23 protein-coding genes are annotated in these 23377 nt (G+C 49.3%); 4 read left to right on the top strand and 19 right to left on the bottom strand.

Annotated features, from left to right (window positions below; translation table 11 throughout):
* Positions 1-94 precede the first annotated feature (94 nt).
* The 12 genes from ACTHUT_RS05135 to ACTHUT_RS05080 form a co-directional block, all read right to left on the bottom strand.
* Positions 95-400 (bottom strand): hypothetical protein, encoded by a 306-nt coding sequence (locus ACTHUT_RS05135; RefSeq protein ID WP_440385788.1) that lies wholly within the window; start codon positions 398-400, stop codon positions 95-97.
* Positions 401-425: 25 nt separating this feature from the next.
* On the bottom strand, positions 426-1316 hold the full coding sequence (locus ACTHUT_RS05130; protein ID WP_039863638.1) for an NAD(+) kinase: 891 nt from the start codon (positions 1314-1316) through the stop codon (positions 426-428).
* A 26-nt stretch (positions 1317-1342) separates the two neighbouring features.
* Entirely contained in the window at positions 1343-1915 is a 573-nt protein-coding gene (locus tag ACTHUT_RS05125) for a ubiquinone biosynthesis accessory factor UbiJ (RefSeq protein WP_003746353.1), read from the bottom strand.
* Between the two features lie 50 nt (positions 1916-1965).
* Positions 1966-2739, bottom strand: coding sequence for an SDR family oxidoreductase (locus ACTHUT_RS05120; protein WP_440385789.1), 774 nt, complete (start codon positions 2737-2739; stop codon positions 1966-1968).
* 89 nt (positions 2740-2828) lie between these two features.
* The gene (locus ACTHUT_RS05115; RefSeq protein WP_036491149.1) at positions 2829-3470 is read right to left on the bottom strand and encodes a TetR/AcrR family transcriptional regulator; all 642 of its coding nucleotides are present in this window, start codon (positions 3468-3470) and stop codon (positions 2829-2831) included.
* An 18-nt stretch (positions 3471-3488) separates the two neighbouring features.
* Positions 3489-4529 carry a UDP-N-acetylmuramate dehydrogenase gene (murB, locus tag ACTHUT_RS05110; RefSeq protein ID WP_440385790.1) on the bottom strand — a complete coding sequence of 347 codons (1041 nt, stop codon included), beginning with the start codon at positions 4527-4529 and terminating at the stop codon, positions 3489-3491.
* 46 nt (positions 4530-4575) lie between these two features.
* On the bottom strand, positions 4576-5349 hold the full coding sequence (locus tag ACTHUT_RS05105; RefSeq protein WP_440385791.1) for an LEM-3-like GIY-YIG domain-containing protein: 774 nt from the start codon (positions 5347-5349) through the stop codon (positions 4576-4578).
* A 63-nt stretch (positions 5350-5412) separates the two neighbouring features.
* Complete coding sequence (locus tag ACTHUT_RS05100) at positions 5413-6792, bottom strand: MATE family efflux transporter (protein ID WP_440385792.1); 1380 nt, start codon at positions 6790-6792, stop codon at positions 5413-5415.
* A 103-nt stretch (positions 6793-6895) separates the two neighbouring features.
* Entirely contained in the window at positions 6896-7333 is a 438-nt protein-coding gene (locus tag ACTHUT_RS05095; RefSeq protein WP_440385793.1) for an acyl-CoA thioesterase, read from the bottom strand.
* Positions 7334-7359: 26 nt separating this feature from the next.
* Positions 7360-8289, bottom strand: a complete 930-nt coding sequence (locus tag ACTHUT_RS05090; protein WP_440385794.1) for an LpxL/LpxP family acyltransferase — start codon at positions 8287-8289, stop codon at positions 7360-7362.
* Positions 8290-8293: 4 nt separating this feature from the next.
* On the bottom strand, positions 8294-9019 hold the full coding sequence (locus ACTHUT_RS05085; RefSeq protein ID WP_107737032.1) for a glycosyltransferase family 2 protein: 726 nt from the start codon (positions 9017-9019) through the stop codon (positions 8294-8296).
* A 146-nt stretch (positions 9020-9165) separates the two neighbouring features.
* On the bottom strand, positions 9166-10932 hold the full coding sequence (locus ACTHUT_RS05080; RefSeq protein ID WP_440385795.1) for an ABC transporter ATP-binding protein/permease: 1767 nt from the start codon (positions 10930-10932) through the stop codon (positions 9166-9168).
* Positions 10933-11164: 232 nt separating this feature from the next.
* On the opposite strand from ACTHUT_RS05080, the gene ACTHUT_RS05075 reads away from it, so the two are divergent.
* From ACTHUT_RS05075 to ygfZ, 3 genes are all read left to right on the top strand, one after another.
* Positions 11165-13447: a TonB-dependent receptor gene (locus ACTHUT_RS05075; RefSeq protein ID WP_440385796.1), complete on the top strand. Its 2283-nt coding sequence runs from the start codon at positions 11165-11167 to the stop codon at positions 13445-13447.
* Positions 13448-13646: 199 nt separating this feature from the next.
* Positions 13647-14210, top strand: a complete 564-nt coding sequence (locus ACTHUT_RS05070) for a peptidylprolyl isomerase (protein ID WP_004519955.1) — start codon at positions 13647-13649, stop codon at positions 14208-14210.
* Positions 14211-14332: 122 nt separating this feature from the next.
* Complete coding sequence (ygfZ, locus tag ACTHUT_RS05065) at positions 14333-15190, top strand: CAF17-like 4Fe-4S cluster assembly/insertion protein YgfZ (protein WP_440385797.1); 858 nt, start codon at positions 14333-14335, stop codon at positions 15188-15190.
* Positions 15191-15532: 342 nt separating this feature from the next.
* Here ygfZ and ACTHUT_RS05060 read toward each other — a convergent pair whose 3' ends face one another.
* The 3 genes from ACTHUT_RS05060 to alaS all read right to left on the bottom strand — a co-directional run bounded on the left by ACTHUT_RS05060 (position 15533) and on the right by alaS (position 19860).
* On the bottom strand, positions 15533-15988 hold the full coding sequence (locus ACTHUT_RS05060) for a hypothetical protein (RefSeq protein WP_440385798.1): 456 nt from the start codon (positions 15986-15988) through the stop codon (positions 15533-15535).
* 2 nt (positions 15989-15990) lie between these two features.
* A complete protein-coding gene (locus ACTHUT_RS05055; RefSeq protein WP_265511163.1) occupies positions 15991-16890 on the bottom strand; it encodes a hypothetical protein in 900 nt (299 codons plus the stop codon).
* Positions 16891-16965: 75 nt separating this feature from the next.
* Positions 16966-19860, bottom strand: a complete 2895-nt coding sequence (alaS, locus tag ACTHUT_RS05050; RefSeq protein ID WP_440385799.1) for an alanine--tRNA ligase — start codon at positions 19858-19860, stop codon at positions 16966-16968.
* A 250-nt stretch (positions 19861-20110) separates the two neighbouring features.
* On the opposite strand from alaS, the gene ACTHUT_RS05045 reads away from it, so the two are divergent.
* Positions 20111-21241 carry a polyamine ABC transporter substrate-binding protein gene (locus ACTHUT_RS05045; RefSeq protein WP_070504654.1) on the top strand — a complete coding sequence of 377 codons (1131 nt, stop codon included), beginning with the start codon at positions 20111-20113 and terminating at the stop codon, positions 21239-21241.
* A 167-nt stretch (positions 21242-21408) separates the two neighbouring features.
* On the opposite strand, the gene ubiE is transcribed toward ACTHUT_RS05045, so the two are convergent.
* The 4 genes from ubiE to ACTHUT_RS05025 form a co-directional block, all read right to left on the bottom strand.
* Positions 21409-22146 carry a bifunctional demethylmenaquinone methyltransferase/2-methoxy-6-polyprenyl-1,4-benzoquinol methylase UbiE gene (ubiE, locus tag ACTHUT_RS05040; RefSeq protein ID WP_004519946.1) on the bottom strand — a complete coding sequence of 246 codons (738 nt, stop codon included), beginning with the start codon at positions 22144-22146 and terminating at the stop codon, positions 21409-21411.
* A gap of 29 nt (positions 22147-22175) precedes the next feature.
* Positions 22176-22439: a ribonuclease Z gene (locus tag ACTHUT_RS05035; protein WP_440345872.1), complete on the bottom strand. Its 264-nt coding sequence runs from the start codon at positions 22437-22439 to the stop codon at positions 22176-22178.
* A 120-nt stretch (positions 22440-22559) separates the two neighbouring features.
* Entirely contained in the window at positions 22560-22991 is a 432-nt protein-coding gene (locus ACTHUT_RS05030; RefSeq protein ID WP_049344227.1) for a gamma-butyrobetaine hydroxylase-like domain-containing protein, read from the bottom strand.
* A 1-nt stretch (position 22992) separates the two neighbouring features.
* Positions 22993-23226, bottom strand: a complete 234-nt coding sequence (locus tag ACTHUT_RS05025; protein ID WP_314511984.1) for a cytochrome b6 — start codon at positions 23224-23226, stop codon at positions 22993-22995.
* Between the last annotated feature and the right edge of the window lie 151 nt (positions 23227-23377).

Genomic DNA, 23377 nt, shown 5'->3' with positions numbered 1-23377 from the left:
GTTATAAAATATTAAAAAGGCCATCTGAAACAATCCAATGTTTCAGACGGCCTTTTTATGAAATCAAAAATTGTTAGAGCTAAGACAGAGGTCTTTATTCACAGCTCAAGTTTTTTGTTTTTTCGGCGAATGTATCCATGGCAATTTGGCACATGCGTTCACGTTGGCCTACGTCGGCAGCAGGCAGGATTTGGCGCAGGTATTTTGTGTTGTCGCGTTGAAACGATGCTTTATTGCCTGCTTTTTGGTAACACGCATCCGCACGGGTAAAGTATTGCTGGCAGATTTTCGGCAATTCTTCAAAGGACAAGGGTTTGCTTTTGTGCATGCCGTGTGCGGAGACGGAGAGGGAGGAAAGGGCGCACAGCGCGATGATTAAGGTTTGGGAAATGGTTTTCATGGTCAGCCTATTTATTGAAGTGGTTTTAAATCAATTGTTCGCCCCAATGCAGCTTTTGGCGCAGGGTTTTGAAGTATTGGTAATCGGTGGGATGGAGGACGCGCAAGGGGTTGTGATAGCGGCGGATGATGATGCGGTCGAAGTTTTGCACGTCGATATGGGATTGTCCGTCAAAATGTGCGCGTGCGTCGCCGCTTTTGGTAATGAGGATTTCGATCACGCTGGTGTCGGAGATGGCAATCGGGCGGTTGGTCATGGATTGCGGGCAGATGGGCACGAGTGTGAAGGCGTGCAGACCGGCCTGCATGATGGGGCCGCCGGCGGCAAGCGCGTAGGCGGTCGAACCTGTCGGTGTGGAAATAATCAGGCCGTCCGAACGTTGGGTATAGACAAATTCTTGATTGATAAAGACTTCAAATTCGATCATTTGGCCTGCGCCGCCACGAGACAGTACGGTGTCGTTGAGGGCGAGGGCGCGTTCGATGGTTTCGCCGTCACGAATGATGCTGGCTTCGATGAGGATGCGTTCTTCGGGCAGATATTTGCCCTCTAGTACGGGGCGGATGCCTTCAACCATGGTGTCGCGCGAGATTTGGGTGAGAAAGCCCAAGTGGCCTTGATTGATGCCGATGATGGGTACGGCGCGCGGGGCGACTTCACGGGCGGCGGAGAGGAAGGTACCGTCGCCGCCGAGTACAACGACGAGGTCGCAGTATTTGCCCAGCTGGGCTTTGTTGACGGTTTCGCAGTAGGCGGAATCTTGGATATAGACGCAGTGTTCTTCTACGCTCAATTCATCCAGATAGATGGTAAAGCCGTTTTCGCGTAGAAAAGAAACCAATGTGTGGACGGTATCTTGAATCTCGGGTGTATTGGGACGCGTAACGATACCGATGTTTTTAAATGGGCTTTTCATGTAATAGGCCGTCTGAAATTAAGTATTTAATCTATCCAGATATCGCGCTCGAGGCGGTCGAGGCGTTCGTTTAAGCGGGCAACGTCGTCGCGCAGTTTGTCCACTTCTTCCAGCCATGCGGCAAGCGTGGCTTGGTCGATAACAGGGGATTCTGGTTCGCGTGAAAAGTCGCTGATTTGCTCGGCAATGCTTTTGCCGATTTTTTTCATGGTGCGGCCGATGTCGCCGGCACGCGAGCTGATGCTTTCTGCGGCCACATGACCGAATACACGCGCCAAATCTTCGCTCGGATAATAGCGCAGTCCACCCAAAATAGGAAGGACGGACATGCCCAATACCAAGTCGCCTTCGAGGCTGATATCGCCCACGCCGGGCTGGCCGCCTTGGAGGATTTTTTGGATGGCGCTGTTGTGGAATGTGATGTTGGTGTCGGCGGTGTCGTTTGCGGTTTCAAGAAAACCTTGTTCGCTGATGCGTCCGGTCAGTCTGAAACCGGTCAGGCTGATGCAGATGATGCTGCCTGCAAATTCAGACAGCTCGCGCTGTTGCTCCGGATTTTGCTGTATCAGGTGGTTGATAATGGGAAATAGGGCGGACATGGTTTACTCTAAATGCCGTCTGAAACGGATGAATGGATTGAGTCGCAATTTTACAGGCTTAGCCCGTCTGCGCAAACGGTATTTACAATTTTGCCGTTGCTTTCATCATCAACGATGAAATCAGGAGCCGGCAGCCCGAGTTTGGCCGCTTCGGCAGTATAAAATTCGCCCCGGCTTGGGTGGCGGGGTTCGACAATATTGCGGATACGTTTGCCGTCTGCTTGGCAGGCCGTCTGAAAAAGGATTTGGACGGCCAAGTCTTTATGAAGGATATTGACGGGTTGATTGCCGCCTTGAATGCGTGTTTTCCGAACCAGTTTGGTAACGGGGTGACGGTCGGCAGAGTAAAGCCCGCCCAGTCGCAGTATGTCGATATGGGGGACGGCACTTTCCAGCAAGGCTTGCTCAACCGCGAGGATTTGACGGGCGGATTCGGTTTGCGGATCGGGCGGCGTGGTTTCATCGCATACGCGTACTTGGTTGCCATATACGCTGGTGCTGCCGGTAAAGATGATGTGTTGTACCTTGCATCGCTCGGCAAGCTGAATCCATTTTTTCAGGGTATCGGCGTAATGGTTTAATGACGAAGGCGGAAGCAGGCAAAACCATGTCGGCTTGTTGATGTGGTTTTGCCACAAGGCCGAACTGTGAAAAAGATCGTCTTGATTCAAATCGATGATGTCGAGCTCAATCGGCAGATTAATGTCGTCGGAGGTTAGATTGCGTTTGACGGCGGCTACCTGACTGCCTTGCTCGTAAAATTTTTGTGCCAGCGGTAGGCCGAGATAGCCTAAGCCGAGAATGGAAATATCGGGAAGGTGCATAAATAAAGCATCCGAAAATTAACAGGCCGTCTGAAAATAGCTTTAACTTGGTTAAAGCCACGTTTTCAGACGGCCTTTGTATGGAAAAATTAATGGTTGCTGCCGATTTTTTGGTCGAATTCGGCACGGTGTTCCGGCAGGAGGTAAGGGCGCAACAGGCTGAGTGTGCGGCTGATGCCCCGTACTTTGGAATCTTCGGTCAACTTGGCGCGGCCGCGCAGGGAGCTGTCGAAGTCGAACCAGTATTTCGTCACCATCCACATATTGACGGCAAGGTCGTTCATGGCGGTTTGGTCTGCGCTGATGATGTTCAGCCCGTTGAGCTGGGTCAGCAGGTTAACCAACAGTGGGGACACTTTGGCTTGGGTAAAGGTATTGTGTTCGCCCAATAATTCGGCACTGCGGGCAAGCAGGGTATTCACATCGCTGAAAAGGAAACGGTATTCCCACATCACATCATAAATACCGGCCATGTAGTTAATGGAGTCTTCGACATTAGACGGCAACACGGCTTCGTTAAGATAGGCAAGCAGGGCCTCGCTGTAACGCTTGAATAATTGGACGATGATTTCGTCTTTGTTGCGGAAATGGTAGTAGAGGTTGCCCGGGCTGATGCCCAAGTGGGCGGCAATGTGGTTGGTGCTGATATTGCGCTCGCCTTCTTCGTTGAACAAGGCGAGGCTGGCATTGATGATTCGTGTGTAAGTGTTGACTTTAGCAATGCGCGGCATGGGATACACTCCTTTGTTTTATAGGCTGTATGAAGTCGGCAGCCAGTTGGGTTCTGCGTGTAATTCTACCTGAAATTGAGTAAATACTGTATTACAAACATATTGCGCCAGCTGGTGGACATCTTGCGCGGACGCGTTGTTTTTATTCACCAAAACCAAAGCCTGCCTGTCATGCACGGCCGCACCGCCGATCTGATGGCCTTTCAGACGGCATTGGTCAATCAGCCAGCCGGCCGCGAGTTTGACCGAACCGTCAGGCTGCGGATAGCGTGGCATATTGGGGTATTGCTGCAACAAATCGGCCGCTTTTTCAGCGCTGACAACTGGGTTTTTAAAGAAACTGCCGACATTACCAAGTACGTTAGGATTAGGCAGTTTACTGTTGCGGATTGCACACACCGCATCGGAAACATCTTTGGCCGTCGCCTCGCGGCCTTGGCTCAGCTGGGCAACCGCGGCCGCCAAATCGCCATAGCCCAAGTTCGGCACAAAATGCTCTTTTAACGCAAATACAACCGAAACAATCACATAACGCCCTTTGCCTTCCTGTTTGAACAGGCTTTCACGATAAGCAAAATCGCAATCGGCATTGGAAAGCTCGACAAAGGTTTCTGTATTCAAATCAAAGCAGCGTACGCTATGGATAACATCTTTGACTTCAACGCCGTATGCGCCGATGTTTTGTACCGGAGATGCGCCGACCGTACCCGGAATCAGGCTGAGGTTTTCCAGTCCGCTCAAACCCAGTCCAACCGTATGCAAAACAAAATCATGCCAAATTTCCCCGGCCTGCGCTTCGATATAAACCAGGCCGTCTGAACGCTCAATTTTGCGTATTCCCTTGTTTTCCATATGCACAACCAGACCGGCGTAGTCTTCCATCAAAAGGATATTGCTGCCGCCGCCGAGCCATAAAACAGTATCTCGGTCGAACTCGGGCAGCCGGACGATGTCGCGCAACTCGTCGGCGTGTTCGAGTGCGATAAAGGCTTGAGCTTGGGCTTTGAGGCCGAAAGTGTTGTAAGGGGTAAGGTCGGTTTGGTATTGGATGGGTTGCATGATGATTTGTGATTTTGTGGATTCAGGTCGTCTGAAAACTTACTATTTAACAATTACGATAGGTAATGGGGTTTTGGGGCGCTTTATAATTTTCTTGGGAAGAATAGGTCAGCTTATTCACGATTTCTTCATAAATGTCGGAGCCTTCTGGTAACGACTTGCCTTCAAACATCCAACGGCCTTGAATAATATCGTCGGCAGAAATCCATCTTTCGATTTCATACACTGCCAATGTCCAGCCGCGATAGACTGCAACTGCATATTTTGCTTTTTCACGTCGGCTTCCGATTTTCCAATATTTCCGTGTGCGTTCGTAAATTTCCTTATCCCTATTGGCTTCAGGAATATTCCCAGATCTAATGCCTTTTTTTAGTTTCTCATATTCGTTATTAATCGTAATTAAAACAATGGGTTTATCAGTTTTTAATTCTTGAGCATCATACTTTCGTTTTAATTCCGACAAACTCATTAATCCTACTTCTGAAGAATGCGCACCCCCTTGAATATTAGTCAGCGGCTGCTGGCTCGGCTTGACTAGGGAGAGTAGGTCTATTGCCATTGCTTCATATTCAAAAGCCTGTTTGTCTGTTTGGATGTTGTGCCGCAGAATGTAATACACGGGCTGGTTTCCGCTTTTATGTATTTCCCTAATCAAAGCAATTTTATCACTTGGCTTTTCTGTTTCTTGTAATGAACCTAGGGCATGATGGAAAACGCGATTGCCCACGCCTTTTCCTACATAGAAAATATTGCCGTCTCTAGGGTCAATCAAGCAATAAACATAGTAAGCAAGTTTTTCTATAATGGGAGTTGAAAACATTTTTTTCCTTAAGAGTGAATAAGCCGTAAATGAAATATCAATGGAGGCCGTCTGAAAGAAATTTCAGACGGCCTTATGCGATCTGACCCTCTCTTTACTGCAAAGCTCCAAGCACCATACCAATGCAATGGCGGCAATCGTCAGTGAAACGGTCAGCGCGGTCCAGAAGCCGTAAATGCCCATATCGGCATAATAGGCAAGCAGGTAGCCGGGCAACAGGCCGCAACCCCAGAAAGCCACGGCATGGATGAACATCGGCATTTTGGTCACTTTATAGCCGCGCAGCGCATATGAAGCGATACATTGGGTGGCGTCTGCCAATTGGAATAGGGAGGCGAAAAATAAAACAGTCGCGGCAATGCCTAATACTGCCGCATCGTTGGTGTACATACCGGCCAACTGAAAGCGAAAGATGACCAAGAGCAGCGCGGTGCAGGCAGCAAGCATCCAGCCCAACACCAATGAAACGCCTGAAATATAACGCGCCCGCAAAAAATCGCGCCGCCCGAGCGAAAAGCCAACGCGTACCGTGCTTGCCGAGCCGACGCTTTGCGGAACCATATACAAAATACCCGACAGGCTGATGACGACTTGTTGCGCGGCGACATAATCCTCGCCGAATGGTGCCACCAAAAAGACGATAAACGAAAACGCGCTGGCTTCTAAAAAATAAGACAAGCCGATGGGGGCGCCGATTTTCCAAATCTGTTTGAAAGCCGTCAAATCTGGTTTGCCGATTTTTGCCGTCAAACCAAACGGGCGGAAGAATTTTTCTTTGGCGATATAAAGCCACAAAGCCAATGCGCTGAACCAAAATACCGCTGCCGTTGCCACGCCGCAACCTGCGCCGCCCAAAGCAGGCATACCGAATTTGCCGTAAACGAACACATAGTTCAGCGGCACATTCAACACAAACGCCGCAAAGCTGACCAACATAATCACGCGCGGACGGTTCAAGCTGGAGGCATAAGCGTGCAGGGCGCGGTGTATCATGGCGGCCGGCATTGCCAAGCTGGTGAAGAACATATATTGCGCCATCGTGTCTTCGACATAATCGTTCAATGTCAGCCAATGACGGAACGGCGTAATCATCGCCCACATCAACAACATGCCGAATACGCCCAAACACAAGCCAAACCAAATGCCCTGCATTCCTGTTTTGCCGACTTCTTCGGTTTTACCCGCGCCGTACAACTGGGCAATCATCGGGTTCAACGCCGCCATCACGCCCATAAAGGTAATGTAAATCGTAGAAAACGCGCTGCTGCCCAAAGCCACTGCGGCCAAATCTTCCTTGCCTGCGCCGCCGGCCATTACTGTATCGACAAAACCAATGCCCACTTGCGCCACTTGCGCCAACAGCATGGGCAGGGCGAGGGCGGTAAGCAGGCGGGTTTCTTTTAAGAAAACAGGAAAGGCAAAGCGGTTGAGGTTCAGTAGCATAATGTGTGCGGTTTGAGGACAAAGGCCGTCTGAAAACGGAAATTTAAAATTATAAAGGGTAATGTTTGTACACAGACAAAGATTGGTTTAATCGTTAAATTTTTCAGACGGTCTTAAATGTCGGATGTCTTTTGACGGCTTCCAACCAGCTGTCCGGCGTTTGAAACTGCATCAGGCCGTCTGAAAGCGAAACTGCGGCTTGGGTAGTCGAAGCGCGGGTCAGCTTTTCATTGGTTTCGGCATCGTAAATGGTGTAATCGATACGCAGGCAGCTTTCGATTTCGACAATGTCCATATCAACGCGGATTTTTTGGCCGAAACGGGCAGGGCGGATGTATTTGAGGTTCATCTGCACAATCGGCCAGCTGTACCCCTGCCGCCCCATTTCGTTGTAGTCATAACCGATGGAAGACAGAAAAGCGCAACGTGCGGTTTCAAGGTATTTGACATAGTTGCCGTGCCACACGATGTGCATGGCATCTACGTCAAAAAAAGGAACTTCGGTTTCAAAGCTGTGTTGGCAATAGATGTGTTTTTTCATGGCTTAAAAAAGTGAGTGTGATGGTTTCAGACGGCGTCTTCGCCCCAAAAATCATAAAAATTGAACCATTGTAGCGGATTTTGCGCACATTCTTGCGCCAAAATGTCGGCAAAACCCTGCATTGCATCCTTAACGGCAGCCTCACGGTTGCCGCGTTTCCAGCTGGAAGTATCGGTAAAGCGGCGCAATTTCAAATGATAGCGGCCGTTTTGTTTGACGCAAAACAGCGTGTTTACCTGCGTTTTTAAAAGCGAAGCCAATAGCCATGCGCCTTGCGGCATAGGGGCCGTGTGGCCTAAGAAATTAATGTCGGCGGTTTTCTCGCCGCGTACAGGTACTCGGTCGGCCGCGATGGCAATCCATTCGCCGTCTTCGATACGGCGGTTCAATTCCATCATCAGGGTAGTGTCCAAATCGGTTACCTGAATCAGGCGGATATGTTCTGCGCCGGCTTTTTGCAATGCCTCGTTAAATGCCTGCGCGTGTTTGCTGTGCACCAATACATTGAGTCTGAAATCTTTATGGTGCGACACCAGCGCACGGCAAACTTCGGTATTGCCTAAGTGCGAACAGGCAAAAATCTGGCCGCGTTCGTTACGCTTGACTTGCGAATAGATGTCGTCCGGATCTTCAATCACCAAATCTTCATAACGGATTTTGCGTTGCCACACGGCAAAACGGTCGCAAACCGCTTCGCCAAATGCGACGAATTGTTTGAATACGCTGTGTTTCGGCAGGACGGTATGGGGAAAGGCCGTCTGAAGACGGGTTTGATAGCGTAAGACATGACGGCGCGGTTTGGGCGCGGTTGCATAAAAATACAGCACCACAAACCAAATGCACGGCTTCATCAAAAAGGCCGGCAGATGGCGCACCATCAGCGTGGTCAGGGCGAGAAACAAGCGGCTGCCGCGTTCGGGCTGCGCCGCCCAATGGGTTTGTTTATGGTCGGTCATGGTTTCAGACGGCCTTTCCGAAAACTTTGCCCAATCGGTGTTTCAACATACCGAAAAACAGCCGTGTGTGCATTTTGCTGATGCGGACATTGTCGGCAAAGGCATCGAAGTGGGACACGCCGTCGGCGGCGTATTGGACGGGTGTTTTAATCCAAACCGGTTTGACGTCGCGCCAGTACAGGCGGATAAGGATTTCCGTATCGAAGTCCATACGGTCGCCTACGGTTTCTTCGCGGACGACGGATAGCGCGGGTGCAAGCGGATAGAGGCGGAAGCCGCACATGCCATCTTTGATGTCGCATGACCAAGTGTGCAGCATATTCCAAAAGTCGGTAATTTTGCGTCCGTAAAGCCGTGCTTTGGGCGCGTCGTCGCCGTATTGCGGCCAACCGCAGACAACGGCTTCGGGATTTTGTTCCGCAGCGGCAAGGAGTTTGGGTGTGTCGTTTAAGCAGTGTTGGCCGTCTGCATCAACCTGCAAGACGTGGGTATAACCATGCTCTTCGGCGTATTCCAAGCCGGTTTTGACCGCTGCGCCTTTGCCGCCGTTGATAGGGCGGTAAAGGACATCGATGCCGTCTGAAACCAAAGCCTGCAATACAGGTTTGCATTCTTCGCGTGAACCGTCGTCCACAATTAAAACGTTTAAACCGAAGCCGCGCATGGTTTCGGCAACGTAGCTGATGGTGGTCGGGTGGTTGTAATGTGGAATGAGGGCCAGGGTTTTCATCAATATTCTTTAGGCGACGTTAACACAATGCAGAGTATAGCAAATAAACATGCCATAGCGTTTGAAAAGGCCGTCTGAAACGGCGATGACAAAATCGTTAGATTTCGTTTTTCACTGTTTCAGACGGCCTTTGGTATGCCCTTAATTCAGCATTGTACATAACCGACATCAAGGCATAAATCATGGAACTCGTTGAGCGTGCTGCGGTGTCCGATGCTGATGATGATGGTGTCGGGCAGTTTTTGTTTTAAAGCACGGTAGAGCATGGCTTCGGTCGGTTCGTCCAAGGCAGCAGTGGCTTCGTCGAGTAGGATGACTTTAGGCTGCGAGAGCAGGGCGCGGACGAAGGCGACGCGTTGCAGCTCGCCCGGCGAGAGTTTGTGCTGCCAGTCGTCGGTTTTATCCAATTTGTCCACCAGGTAGTCCAAGCGGCAGGTATTCATGGCTTCGGCTAACTCGGGGTGATGATGGTCAATGTCGGGGTAACAAATCGCATCGCGCAGACTGCCTTGCGCCGTGTAGGGGCGTTGCGGCAGGAAAAGGATGTCTTGGTGCGGCGGATGGCTGACTTTACCGCTGCTGCCGAAAGGCCAAAGACCTGCCAGCGCGCGCAGAAGGGAAGTCTTGCCGCAACCGCTCGGGCCACGTATCAACAGGGAATCGCCGCTTTTAAGGTTGATGTTGATGCCGTCTAATAAAACTTCGCCGTTGTGGCGGTATAGGGCAACGTTTTCTAAGATCAGGCCGTCTGAAACTTCGGTAAGCTCAGGTTGTTGTGCGGCGTGTTTTTCTTCCGTGCTCAGCAAAAAGCCGTACAGACGCTCCAATCGGGCGCGGTAGGCGGTGAACTTGTCATAGAACATTCGAAAGAAAGACAGCGCACTTTGCAGTCGTGCGAAGGCTTGGACGGTCTGCTGGATGTCGCCGATTTTGATTTGTCCGGCAAACAGGCGCGGGGCTTGCAAAATAATGGGGAAGAGCTTGATGCCGTTGGTAAACATATCGTTAAAGCCGCTCAGGCAGACGCTTTGCCGCGCGATGCGCCAACGGTTGCGGATGATGGCTTTGAAGCGGTCGGCAAGCTGTTCGTGTTCGTATTTTTCGCCGTTGTAAAACGCGACGCTTTCCGCATGGTCGCGCACGCGGACAAGGGAATAACGGTAGTCGCCGTTGAGTTTTTCGTTTTCATAATTAAAACGAATCAAAGGGTTGCCTATCCACATGGCGATAAAGGTCGCCAAAATCACAAACATATAGACAAACCAAACGATGCCGTGCGGAATATCGAAGCCGAACACGGTCAGGATGCCCGCCAAGCCCCACAAAACAACGGCAAATTCCAGCGAGGTAACGACCGAATTGACCATGCCGCGCACAAATTCGATGGTCGAAGCGATGAATTCCTGCGCGTCCTGTTGGATACGCTGGTCGATATTGTCCGGCGCATGACGGCGCATTTGCAGGCGGTAGTAGTTTTTGTCGGCAAGCCAGCGCGAAGTCAAAACTTTATTGAGCCGCTCCGACCATTTAATCGCCAAGCCTTGATCGAGAAAGTCGTTGACGACGTTGTTAAACGCCCGTATCAACACCACGCCTGCATTCATCGCCGCAAACATCCAAAACGCGGAGGCATTCAAATCCTGCATTGAGTCGTAAAGCCCTTTGGACATAAAGGTACTCAAAACATTCAACCGCACTTCGGTCAGCAGCAGCGTAATCATCGCCGTAATCAGCAGCAATACTTTAACTGCACTTTTGGGCGTCAGGCAAAGGCGCAGAATATAGCTGAACTCGCGCCCGAAACGCGTGTTGCGTGCAAAAAACAGAATCACCGCCGAAGCTGCGGCGACCATCAACAAGGTCTGCACCAGCCAAGACGGTGAGGAATAAAGCTCGGTTTGCCATTTTTGCATGGGTGTATTCTCTGAAAGGGTCGTAAAGGCCGTCTGAAAGGACGGCGAATTTATTGAATTATGATCACTATGAAAATAGTTTTTCAAACTGTTGTATTTTTGTATTTACAAACAGTTCTTATTTGTTTTTGTGGAAAGTAGGAATCTTATCAAATATAATCGCAAAGCTAAATTACTTTGTAATTTTTTACCCGATATAAGAATTATTAATATTTCAACTCAGAAGGAATTTATGAACAGCAAATTAGCCCTGATGCCGCTTGTGGTTGCAAGCGCATTCGCCTACGCCGCCGATGAAGCCACCCCTGCTCCCGAAGCCCATGCAGAAGTGCAGGAAGTCAAAGTCCACGCCGACGCCAAACGCGTGAAGGCCGCACGCTCGTATTCTATTGCCAGCGACGGCGATATGCGCGACCGTGTGAATTTGGGCGTATTGGGTAAAGCCAATGCCTTTACCGCGCCGATTACCGTGGTCAATTACGACGAAAAAGCCCTCAACAACACCGAAGCGCGTACTTTGGTGGATGCCGTAGCGAAAAAAGACGCTTCGACTTGGCAGTTTGGCGGCGAAAGCAATACTTTGACCGGTCTGTACTTCCGCGGTTACCAACTTGATGCGCGCCAATTCAGCGTCAATGGTTTGGCGGGCATGTACGGTACGCAAGGTACGGCCAGCGTGCAAGTCGGCTCCGCGCAACTGATTAAAGGTGCGTCCACCGCCGTAAACGGCATGGACCCTGAAGGCGCGGTATCCGGTTCCGTCAATATCGAAACCAAAAAAGCCGCCGACGAAGGCAACCGCAAAATCGGTTTGGGCTGGTTCAGCAACAATCGCGCCCAAGGTACGTTCGACTTGGGCCAACGCTTCGGCGAAAACAAAGAATTCGGCGTACGCGCCAACGGTAAACTGCGCCACGGCGACACCCCGCGCCACGGTTACAGCGAAGACAACAAAGAATTTGCCTTGAATGCCGATTATCGCGGCGAAAAACTGCGTATGGCATTCGATTCCATCTACGCGAAACGCAAAACCAACGGTGGCCGCGCACGTATTCAGGATATTCAAAACGCCAACGGCCGCTTGTTTGACGCACCTGACGGTAAAACCAACCTGCTGCCTTCTTGGAACTGGCAAAACACCGTCGGCCAAACCAATATGCTGACGTTTGAATGGGATGCGTTTGACAATGCACAGATTACAGGCGGTATCGGCTACAACAAAGCGCGTTATTACGGTACGCTGATTTCCCCTACTGTATGTTTGAATGCCACCAGTACTTGTACCGATGCGCAAAACACAAACGCCAGCGGCAAAGTAACGGCCCGCAACTATGACTACAACACCGGTACGGCCCGTCTGACCGACCAATACTTCCGCACTTTAAGCATGAACCTGTCTGCGCGAGGCGAATTTGAAACCGGCCCTGTAACGCACAACTGGAGTACGGCTTTTGACCGCGTTATCCGTCAACGCGCCACTACGCGCGGTTTGTCAGCAGGTAGCAGCAGTGCGAAAATTTCTGCAAGCGGCGATATTGCAGCGCAACTTGATTCTTTCCAACCGGACTATGCAACCGATTGGGAAAGCTCTGCCAATCTTGATGCCAATATCAAAGTCAACAGCTTGGCTTTGTCTGACACACTGGGTTTTGCCGACAACAAATACCGTCTGACTTTGGGCGGTCGTTTCCAAGCGGTTGAATATACCGATAAAAAAGCAGGACAAAGCGGCGATGCCAAACGCTTCAGTCCGATGTTGATGGCTGCATGGGTGCCGCAGCCCGATTTGGTGGTATACGGCAACTATATGGAAGACTTGGAGCCTGCCGATATCAAAACCGACGATGACGGCAATACCACCATGTCCAAACCGCGTGTCAGCCGTCAGTTTGAAGTGGGTGTGCGTAAAAACTGGGGTAATTTCGTGACCACGTTAAACGCGTTCCAAATCAAACGTCCGGGTTACTGGCGCGGTTCTACCACCGGCAAAACAGACTTCGCAGCGTATAAAGCTTTGGGCGGCGCAGCCGGCGACGAGCAAGGCATGGAGCGTAGCCGCGGTATTGAGTTCAACACCTACGCGAACTTGCTCAACAATACTTTGCGTCCGACTTTGGGCCTGATGTATCTGCAATCGACCGTGAAAGACTACCCAAATTCACGCGATATGCTGGTAAACGGCGTACAAGTCGCCAATCCGCGCGTAATTGCCAAAGCAGGTGTCGAGTGGGATACCCCGTTTGCTAAAGGCTTGACCTTGAACAGCAATGTTTCATATTTCGGCAAGTCTTACCAAGACACGCAAAAACAATACGCCTTCCCGTCCTACACCTTGGTTGACGTAGGCGCGCGCTACAAAACCAAGCTTGGTAAAAATACTTTGACCGTCAGCAGCTCGGTAGAAAACCTGTTCAACAAAAACTACTGGCAGGTTCAGCGCGGCCAATTCGACCGCAGCTTCGCCGTCGCCGGTATGCCGCGCACTTATTGGCTGAAAGCGGAATTGGATTTCTAATCTGATTTTGGTTTGACCGTAATAGCAGGCCGTCTGAAAGGGAATGATAAAAAGCAAGAATTTGTTTTTTATCCCTTTTCAGACGGCCTGATTTGATTGCCTTATGTTTTTTGCTTGAAAAATCTTACATGTTTTTTATGGATTTCACGCGAAACAAGGTTAATATTCCATTTTCACAATACATCATTCGAGAAGACATATGAAAAAATCCATCAAACTGACCCTGTGCGCCCTCGCACTCTCACTCTCCGTGCAAGCGCAAGCGGTTACCCATGCCGTGATTGAAACCAATATGGGCAACATCCAACTGGAGTTGGATGAAGTCAAAGCGCCGAAAACCGTGGCAAACTTTGTCAATTATGCCAAAAAAGGTTTTTACGACAACACGATTTTCCACCGCGTTATCGACAATTTTATGATTCAAGGCGGCGGATTTACCGAGAAAATGGTTCAAAAGTCCACCGATAAAGCCATCAACAACGAAGCAGACAACGGCCTGAAAAATAATGTCGGCACCATCGCCATGGCGCGCACCGGCGATCCGAATTCCGCAACCAGCCAGTTCTTTATCAATACGGCCGACAACGACTTTTTGAATTTCAAAAGCAAAACCCCTCAAGGCTACGGCTATGCCGTTTTCGGTAAAGTCACTTCCGGCATGGACGTTGTCCGTAAAATCAGCAAAGTGAAAACAGCGACACGCGGTTTCCATCAAGATGTACCGACCGAAGCCGTGATTATCCGCAAAGTCAGCATCAAATAATTTTGATTGCTTGAATCCAAACAACAGGCCGTCTGAAACATTCAGATGGCCTGAATTTATTTATTTGATAATAAGCGGCAATTTGGGAGATAATTCAGCATCTACTATTTAAGGAGTCGATTATGCAAACCCACCTGCCTTTTTTCGGCGTTGTCCGTGTCAGCGGTGAAGACAGAGCATCATTTCTTCATGGCCAATTATCCAACGATATTAATAATTTAGCTTCCGGTCAGGCATGTTACGCCACATACAATACGCCTAAAGGCCGTGTGTTGGCGAATATGCTGGTCATCAATCGCGGAGAAGATTTACTGTTGGTCATGGCTCAAGATTTGACCGAAGCCATCGTCAAACGCCTGAGAATGTTTGTCTTGCGTGCAAAAGTCGTCTTCGAGCTTATGCCTGATTTAGCAGTCAGCGGCGAGTTGGCAGACAATGCAGAGCCTCATCCCGCTGCCGAACCGCAACTGTCTTTCCCAGCCCAAATTCAAGCAAACACCGTAGAAATTACCTTGCCGCACACAGGCCGTCTGAAAATTTCAGCAGCCGAAAACGCAGCCGAATATCAAGCAGGAGCCGAAAACGCGTGGAACCTGCACGAAATCCGCAGCGGCTATCCGTGGATTTGCGCTGCAACCAAAGAAGCGGCTGTTGCCCAAATGCTCAACCAACACATCATCGGCGCAGTCCATTTCCGTAAAGGTTGCTACCCCGGCCAAGAAATCATCGCCCGCGCCCAATACCGAGGCCAAGTCAAACGCGGTTTGGCCGTATTAAGCGGCGATTCTTTGGAAGCCGCCGGTATTGTCGTCAAAGTCGGCGAAGAAGAAGCAGGCGTCATCCTCAACACAGCACTGACTGAGCAAGGCAGCCTCAGCCTTGCTGTTATCAAGTTTTCCGCAGCAGAAGCAGCATTGACCGATGCAGACGGTAATGCTTTGAAACAGGAAGAACTGTTTTTTACGGTTGAGAAAGATTGATTGTTAGATGATTGAATAAAAAGCTTAAATATCAGCTTGAAATGAAAACAGAAAGGCCGTCTGAAATTCAGACGGCCTTTGATATTGAGTTTTGTTGGTACATGACCCAAGCTGCGTTTGCTGCTGACTGGATTACGGCATGGTTTGGAATCATTCGGTAGCAACAAAAACCGCGTGCGTGCGTACCGCACACACCCTACACCTTAACTTAAGGTTTGCGTCGCCCGCAGGTAGGGTGTATGGCGTAGCCACGCACGCGGTTGATGGGAATGCAAGCTACGGCTTACTCAAAACCACACTTGCTGTGAGTTCGTTGATTTTGCAAAACAATCTTATGCACAATTATGAAGAGCTTTTAACAAAAATGTCTTTTATCTCCCCATGAGCGAGATAAAAGCTAATTGCAACAATTGATAAAACTAGCACGCCGCAACAAAAAGCTATTGTATGCAATGCCGTCTTTTGATAAGTTACTGCGGAAATAATACATATTATTAACGAAGATACCGCATGAATAAAGCCAACATAAAAACATATTTTTAATTTTTTATATTCTTCTAAGTGAACCAATATTTTTGCATACTCTGTATCACGAAGGAGAAATTTTCCCCCATCCTTAAAAATCCAGCAGAATATTGCAACTGGAATGGGCAAAATATATTTAAGCATATCTTCGTTTAATGCTATCGTTTTTAACAAATTCTCTAAGACTTCTCCAAAAAATATATATACAAATATACTGAATAAAATTGTAAGAAATTCAAAACTAATAAAAAATGTTCTAATAAATTCTTTCAAATTTAATGCTCCATTTTTCTTTCTTCACTAACTTTTATAAATTCTTCATTAGCTTTTCGTGCTAAGAAATCCGGGGATGGATCTTTTTCAAATAGAAAACTTTTTTGTACATCTCTAGTCCTTACTTCTATTATTTCTCCATTATTATCTTCCCCTGCAACTTTTCCTGTACCGTAACCATCTGCTGCCATAAGAATAGCAGCATCAGGCAATGCAACTTCTTGCTTGTAATTAGATATATTATTTTTCTCAATACTATTAACCAAGTCGTGAAGATTTGTTTTTAGTCCTTCTCTTTTTTCGCTTTCCTCATTAATTCTAAGTGTACTTGTATTCCTTTTTTCCAAGGTCTCTTTTAAAGATTTCCAAATTCTGCCAAACAGAGGATTAGGGGGAGATACGGTAGCTTCAATTTGAGTAATTTTTTTAATCATTATGATTTTATTACGGAAAGAAGCGTAGTCAGAAATTGCATCTACATCGCACTCTATCAATAAATCGTTATATTTTAAATTACGAGCATCCTCTATAATTTTCTTAAACCTACGGGGAAACGTTTCGGATTCTATACCGTTATATACATGCAAGAAACACAATCCAGAAAATCTAGGTAAATAAACAAATGGGGAAGATGCTTTGACAAGGTTTGCTGTCATCGACTGGTCTTGTGTGTGATTATATTCATCCACTACGTCCTGAGTATCATCAGCGTACTTAACCAATCTACCATAGATAAAAGGTAAAGATTCATCATCCCTTTTGTCTATCATATCCGTTATTGTCCAGTTATATTTTCCAACTTTGATAATTGCAGGATTACAAATTGCATCTATCAAATTTTCCTGAGAAAGATTAATTTTTACAACTCGGCTGAGGAAATAACGGCCTTTTCTAATACGCATTTATTTACCTTCAAACAATTTATAACAGAGGTCGTCTGAAATAATTCAGACGACCTTTCTTATTTAATCAAAGAATTAAGCTAACTTCTCTCTAACCCAGCCTTCTGCTGAATTCAGCATCGCGCCGACTTGGGAAACATCCGCCCCCCCCGCCTGTGCCAAATCCGGTCGGCCGCCGCCTTTGCCGCCGACTTGTTCGGCTGCAAATTTAACCAGATCGCCTGCTTTGACTTTGCCAGTCAACGGTTTGGATACACCTGCGCACAGGGAGACTTTGCCGTCGTTGACTGCGGCGAGCAATACGATGGCTTGTTCTGATTTGCCGGTCAAGTCGGTCACGATTTCGCGCAGGGCTGCGGCATCTGCTTCGATTTGTGCGGCAACGAGTTTGGCTGAACCCAAGTCTTTTGCATCGTCCAAGAGTTTGGCGCCTGCGTGGACGGCGAGTTCGGCTTTGGCGCGTGCCAATTCTTTTTCCAATGCTTTGGCGTGTGCCGCGCCTGCTTGGATTTTCGCCAGTACGTCTTTTTCGGTTTGGGCTTTGGTTTCGGCAATAATGTCTTTCACCAAACGCTCTTGTTCTTGCGCCCATTTGAGTGCGTTCAGGCCGGTGATGGCTTCGATACGGCGTACGCCTGCGGCAATACCGCCTTCGCTAATGATTTTGAAGAGGCCGATGTCGCCGGTGCGTGAAACGTGTGTACCGCCGCACAATTCGGTAGAGAAACCGCCCATTTGCAGTACGCGTACTTCGTCGCCGTATTTTTCGCCGAAGAGCATCATGGCGCCGGTTTTTTGGGCATCTTCCATGCTCATAATGGCTGCGTTGACGGCAACGTTGGCCAAAATGGCTTCGTTGACGCGGCGTTCTACTTCGGTGATTTCTTCGGCAGTGACCGCTTGAGGATGGGAAATGTCGAAACGGGTGGATTCGGCGGTAACCAAAGAGCCTTTTTGTTCAACGTGTTCGCCCAATACGTCGCGCAGGGCTTTGTGCATCAAGTGGGTCGCGCTGTGGTTGCGCATATTGGCATTGCGGATTTCGTCATCCACTTTGGCGGTAACGCTGTCGCCGACTTTCAGACGGCCTGAAGTCTGTACGCCGAATTGGCCGAATACGGCCGCTTTGATTTTTTGGGTATCGCGTACTTCAAAGCGGTTTTCGCCTGCGAAGATATAGCCGACGTCGCCGACTTGGCCGCCGGATTCTGCATAGAACGGGGTAAAGTCGATAACGACGGCACCTTCGTCGCCTTCGTTCAATTCGTTGACTTGCTCGCCGTTTTTGTAGAGGGCGAGGACTTTGGATTCGGTTTGGCGTTCGCTATAACCTTTAAACTCGGTGTCCTGACCTTCGTAAGGCAGTTGAGCGTTGGCTTTGAAGCTTTGTGCGGCGCGTGCGCGTGTGCGTTGGGCTTCCATCTCACGCTCGAAGCCTGCTTCGTCCAGTTCGATGCCCAGTTCGCGCGCCATGTCGGCGGTTAGGTCGTAGGGGAAACCGTAGGTGTCGTAGAGTTTGAAGATGTGTTCGCCGCCGATAACGAGTTTGCTGTTGGCGATGTTGTCCATCAAGTAGGTATTCAAGGCTTCGGCAAACGGTTTTTTCGCGTCGGGAATATGGGCGGTTTCCAAAGCAGCCTGCAAATCGATATACATGCCTTCGTTCAGGCTGCCTGAAACTCGAGGACGGATAACGATTTGCTTTTTGCTCGGAGCAACACGGGAAGCGGCGGTAAATTCCACACCATCTGCGGTTTTCAATGTCAGAGGTTTGCCTACACCGTCTTGCGGCAACAAGCTTTCCAGTTTCAGGAATTTCATGCCGTTGAGCACTTGGTTGAACAAGCCCATGCCTTTTTCCAGCGTTTCGCCGAAGCGGCTTTCTTCCGCGCGCAAGGCTTCCATAATCTGTGTCTGTTTCTCTTTCAACTCAGGATACGCGGCGCCCATTTCTTTCACCAAATCGGGCACGAGTTTGTAGAAAAACGCCTGTTTCTGGCCTAGTTTGTAACCGTGGCGCACGGCGCGGCGGATGATGCGGCGCAATACGTAGCCGCGGCCTTCGTTGGAAGGCAAGACACCGTCTGCAATCAGGAAGGAGCAGGAGCGGATGTGGTCGGCGATGACTTTCAGGCTGGGTTCTTCCATGCTGAAAGCTGCGCCGGTTTCGCGGGCAACGGCTTTGAGCAGGTCTTGGAACAAGTCGATTTCGTAGTTGCTGTGAACATGCTGCATGACGGCGGCCATGCGCTCCAAGCCCATGCCGGTATCGACGGAAGGCTTAGGCAGTGGATTCATATTGCCTTGTTCGTCGCGGTTGAACTGCATAAATACGCAGTTCCAAATTTCAATCCAGCGGTCGCCGTCTTCTTCAGGGCTGCCCGGAATGCCGCCCCAGATTTCTTCGCCGTGGTCGTAGAAAATTTCGGAGCAAGGGCCGCAAGGGCCGGTGTCGCCCATTTGCCAGAAGTTGTCGGATGCGTATTTCGCACCTTTGTTGTCGCCGATGCGGACGATGCGTTCGGCAGGCATACCGATTTCGTTCAACCAGATGTTGTAGGCTTCGTCGTCTTCTGCGTAAACGGTTGCCAACAGTTTGTCTTTAGGGATGTTCAACCATTCGGGGGAAGTCAGGAATTCCCAAGCGAAGTGGATGGCATCGCGTTTGAAGTAGTCGCCGAAGGAGAAGTTGCCCATCATTTCAAAGAAGGTGTGGTGACGGGCGGTGTAGCCTACGTTTTCCAAGTCGTTGTGTTTGCCGCCTGCACGTACGCATTTTTGCGCGGTAGTGGCGCGGTTGTAGGGGCGTTTGTCAAAGCCGAGGAATACGTCTTTAAATTGGTTCATACCTGCGTTGGTAAACAGCAGGGTTGGGTCGTCGTGTGGCACGAGCGAGGAGGAGCGGACGATGGTGTGGCCTTTAGATTCAAAGAATTTTAAGAATTTTTGGCGTAGTTCGGTGGTTTTCATAATGTCTCGATAAATTTTTTACAAGGATTTTAGACGGCCCGGACGGCGCGTTGCGATTAAAAACGAATGGGCGTTATCTTACCGCAAAACCATATTTCAAGCTATCGGCAGAAAGGTTTTAAGTTGACTGCAACCTATCTTTCAGACGGCCTCAAGCGGGGCGATATCTTTTAACAATGAAGCCTATCCGCTCGGGCTTGCCTGCTTTATAATGCCTCTCTATTTTCAACCGGATACGCAAGGAATGATAATGACCAAACATCTGCCCCTCATCGTACTGACTGCGCTGGCACTGGCCGGCTGCGGCGGCTCGGACAAAACTTCTGCCGACAAGGCGGCTCAAACCGATAATCAAAAGGTATTGAGCATTTACAACTGGTCGGAATATGTCGATCCCGAGACGGTTGCCGCGTTTGAGAAAAAACACGGTATCGCAGTAACTTACGATGTATATGACAGCGATGAAACGCTGGAGAGCAAGGTGTTGACCGGTAAGTCGGGTTACGACATCGTAGGTCCTTCCAATGCGTTTGTCGGTAGGCAGATTAAGGCAGGTGCGTATCAGAAAATCGACAAATCATTGATTCCCAACTATAAAAACTTGAATCCTCAGTTGATGAAGTTGATGGAAGGCGTTGATCCGAATCACGAATACGCCGTTCCATTTTATTGGGGGACTAATACTTTCGCCATCAATACCGAGCGTGTGAAAAAGGCTTTGGGCACGGATCAGCTGCCGGACAATCAATGGGATTTGGTGTTTAACCCCGAATACACGTCCAAACTCAAGCAATGCGGCATCAGCTATTTGGACAGCGCGGCGGAAATTTATCCTATGGTATTGAACTATATGGGTAAAAATCCAAACAGCAGCGAAACGGCGGATATTAAGGCGGCTACGGAAGTTTTGAAGAAAAACCGTCCATACATCAAGCGTTTTACCTCGTCCGGTTTTATCGATGATTTGGCGCGCGGCGATACTTGCGTAACGATTGGTTTTGGCGGCGATTTGAACATTGCCAAACGTCGTGCCGAAGAAGCGGGCGGCAAGGAAAAAATCCGTGTGATGATGCCGAAAGAAGGCGTGGGGATTTGGGTGGATTCGTTTGTGATTCCGAAAGATGCCAAACATGTGGCCAATGCCCATGCGTATATCAATGATTTCTTAGATCCTGAAGTTGCGGCGAAAAACGGCAATTTTGTTACTTATGCGCCGTCCAGCAAACCTGCTCAAGAGCTGATGGATGAAGAGTTTAGAAACGACAATACGATTTTCCCGACTGACGAGGATTTGAAAAACAGCTTTATCATGGTGCCTATCCAACCGGCGGCATTGAAATTTATGGTCCGTCAATGGCAAAGCGTGAAAGCAGGGACATAAGCTGATTTGAACATATTAAGGCCGTCTGAATGGTGTAACCGAAATCCTTGATTTCGTTTTACGGCTGTTCAGACGGCCTTTGGTTTGTATCAGATTGGCTTGGGTAAGGTTTAAAAAACAAAGGGCGTGTTTATCAATCACGCCCTTTGTGTTTGCTTCAGACGGCCTTAGAATTTCACGCCTTTATGCAGGGCGACGATACCTGCGCTCATGTTGTGGTAATCCACGCTGTCGAAGCCTGCATCCAGCATCATTTGCTTCAAGGTTTCTTGGTCGGGGTGCATACGGATGGATTCGGCGAGGTATTGGTAGCTGTCGGCATCTTTGGCAATCAGTTTGCCCATAATCGGCAATAGTTTGAACGAGTAGAGGTCGTACACGCCTTCCAAAGGTTTGTACACTTTGGAAAATTCCAATACCAGCAGGGTGCCGCCCGGTTTCAATACGCGGTACATTTCTTTCAGCGCGGCATCTTTGTGTGTCATGTTGCGCAGACCGAATGCGACGGAAACCAGATTGAAATAGTTGTCGGGGAACGGCAATTTTTCAGCGTCTGCCAACGATACGGGCAGAATCATGCCTTCGTTGAGCAAGCGGTCGCGGCCGACCGTCAGCATGGAGGAATTGATGTCTGTCAGCCAAACTTCGCCTTCTTTACCCACACGTTTCGCCCAGCCTCGGGACAAATCGCCAGTACCGCCGGCGATATCCAATACTTTGTCGCCTTTTTTCAGGCGGGCGGTATTGATGGTGAAATGTTTCCAAACGCGGTGCAGACCGCCGGACATTACGTCATTCATAATGTCGTAGTTTTTTGCCACGGAGTGGAAGACTTCGGCAACTTTGCCTGCTTTTTCGTCTTCGTCAACGGTAGAGAAGCCGAAATGGGTTTTGTGGTCGCTCATAGTGTCTGCCTTCTTAAAATAATACGGATTCAGGTATCGAATACGTCGAAATCGCCAACCACTTTCGACGCGGGAAATATAGTTTGTGCCTGCCGCTCCAGCATCAGGCGTTGTTTTTCTTCGGTATAACGTGCGCTGATGTGGGTCAGGTAAAGTTGTTTCACATTGGCTTGCAAAGCCAGCTTGGCGGCATCGGATACGGTCGAATGGAACACTCGTTCCGCTGTCTCTTCATCGCCTGCCGCAAAGGTTGCTTCATGCACCAAAATGTCTGCGTTTTGTGCGGCGCGCACTGCCTGCGGACAGGCTTTGGTATTGCCGAAGATAGCCGCTACTCATCCTTTTTTAGGCGGGGAGGAACGCTTTGCCGTCAATAATTCTGCCGTCGTTGAATGCTACAGTCTCGCCTTTTTTCAGACGGCCTTTCCGCCGCAACCTCCGCTACCGCAGGAATGTGTGCGTTTGGGTTTCAAATCTTCGGCACTTGGCGTTCTAGACGCGCCTGCTTTCTCGAGGCGGTCGAGATAGTCTTGCCAAAGCGCGTCTTGATTGTGCGCCAGTCGGTAGAGATAGTCCCAATCGTAAAGGCCGCTGTCGTGGCCGTCTGAAAAAGTAATTTTCAAGGCGTATTGACCGACGGGATCTAAATCGGTAATGCTGACTTCGGCTTTGCCTGTTTGCAATACATCTTGACCGGCACCGTGTCCGCGCACTTCCGCGCTGGGCGAGTACACGCGCAGGTATTCGGCAGGAAGGCTCTTGGCACCGTCAACATAGACCAAAGTTAGTACGCGTCGCTCTTGCTGGAGGCGGATTTCTTGTGGAATTTTATCGGCTTGGGTCATGTCATGCTCCGTTCTTTTTACGCAAATAGGCAACGCGTACAGAAAAAATACCGCCAAGTACAGCAAACAGCACGATTGCGTAGAGTGAAAGCCGTATCAGGCTTACTTGCGTGCCCGCCGTCAGCCCCAAAGGCAGCAACATGACGGCAACGAACAGTAAAAACGCGGCCAACATGGTGGCAATGCTGGCAAAGGCATAGCGGGTATTGGCTGCTGTTTGAGGATGTTTGGTCATATTGGATAGCTTGCCGTAGGGGGGTGAGGCGGTATTTTATCAGCTTTTTGGTGCTTCATGCCGTCTGAAAACGGCTTTATTTCCATAAATAAAGTGTAATGGCGCGCCTGTCTTCGCCTTCGGGCATTAAGCGGATGCTGCTGCCTTTGCT

The sequence above is a fragment of the Neisseria sp. P0022.S010 genome, assembly GCF_051956635.1.
This window is presented reverse-complemented; position numbering and strand designations above follow the sequence as displayed.

Bases quoted from the DNA above. Each gene is read 5' to 3' on its own strand.
- ACTHUT_RS05045 (WP_070504654.1), top strand. From the start codon at position 20,111: ATGACCAAACATCTGCCCCTCATCGTACTGACTGCGCTGGCACTGGCC.
- ACTHUT_RS05115 (WP_036491149.1), bottom strand. From the start codon at position 3,470: ATGCCGCGCATTGCTAAAGTCAACACTTACACACGAATCATCAATGCC.
- ACTHUT_RS05120 (WP_440385789.1), bottom strand. From the start codon at position 2,739: ATGCACCTTCCCGATATTTCCATTCTCGGCTTAGGCTATCTCGGCCTA.
- murB (WP_440385790.1), bottom strand. From the start codon at position 4,529: ATGCAACCCATCCAATACCAAACCGACCTTACCCCTTACAACACTTTC.
- ACTHUT_RS05100 (WP_440385792.1), bottom strand. From the start codon at position 6,792: ATGCTACTGAACCTCAACCGCTTTGCCTTTCCTGTTTTCTTAAAAGAA.
- ACTHUT_RS05070 (WP_004519955.1), top strand. From the start codon at position 13,647: ATGAAAAAATCCATCAAACTGACCCTGTGCGCCCTCGCACTCTCACTC.
- ACTHUT_RS05090 (WP_440385794.1), bottom strand. From the start codon at position 8,289: ATGACCGACCATAAACAAACCCATTGGGCGGCGCAGCCCGAACGCGGC.
- ubiE (WP_004519946.1), bottom strand. From the start codon at position 22,146: ATGAGCGACCACAAAACCCATTTCGGCTTCTCTACCGTTGACGAAGAC.
- ACTHUT_RS05105 (WP_440385791.1), bottom strand. From the start codon at position 5,349: ATGTTTTCAACTCCCATTATAGAAAAACTTGCTTACTATGTTTATTGC.
- ACTHUT_RS05095 (WP_440385793.1), bottom strand. From the start codon at position 7,333: ATGAAAAAACACATCTATTGCCAACACAGCTTTGAAACCGAAGTTCCT.
- ACTHUT_RS05055 (WP_265511163.1), bottom strand. From the start codon at position 16,890: ATGCGTATTAGAAAAGGCCGTTATTTCCTCAGCCGAGTTGTAAAAATT.
- ygfZ (WP_440385797.1), top strand. From the start codon at position 14,333: ATGCAAACCCACCTGCCTTTTTTCGGCGTTGTCCGTGTCAGCGGTGAA.
- ACTHUT_RS05130 (WP_039863638.1), bottom strand. From the start codon at position 1,316: ATGAAAAGCCCATTTAAAAACATCGGTATCGTTACGCGTCCCAATACA.
- ACTHUT_RS05075 (WP_440385796.1), top strand. From the start codon at position 11,165: ATGAACAGCAAATTAGCCCTGATGCCGCTTGTGGTTGCAAGCGCATTC.
- ACTHUT_RS05135 (WP_440385788.1), bottom strand. From the start codon at position 400: ATGAAAACCATTTCCCAAACCTTAATCATCGCGCTGTGCGCCCTTTCC.
- ACTHUT_RS05085 (WP_107737032.1), bottom strand. From the start codon at position 9,019: ATGAAAACCCTGGCCCTCATTCCACATTACAACCACCCGACCACCATC.
- ACTHUT_RS05125 (WP_003746353.1), bottom strand. From the start codon at position 1,915: ATGTCCGCCCTATTTCCCATTATCAACCACCTGATACAGCAAAATCCG.
- alaS (WP_440385799.1), bottom strand. From the start codon at position 19,860: ATGAAAACCACCGAACTACGCCAAAAATTCTTAAAATTCTTTGAATCT.
- ACTHUT_RS05030 (WP_049344227.1), bottom strand. From the start codon at position 22,991: ATGACCCAAGCCGATAAAATTCCACAAGAAATCCGCCTCCAGCAAGAG.
- ACTHUT_RS05080 (WP_440385795.1), bottom strand. From the start codon at position 10,932: ATGCAAAAATGGCAAACCGAGCTTTATTCCTCACCGTCTTGGCTGGTG.
- ACTHUT_RS05025 (WP_314511984.1), bottom strand. From the start codon at position 23,226: ATGACCAAACATCCTCAAACAGCAGCCAATACCCGCTATGCCTTTGCC.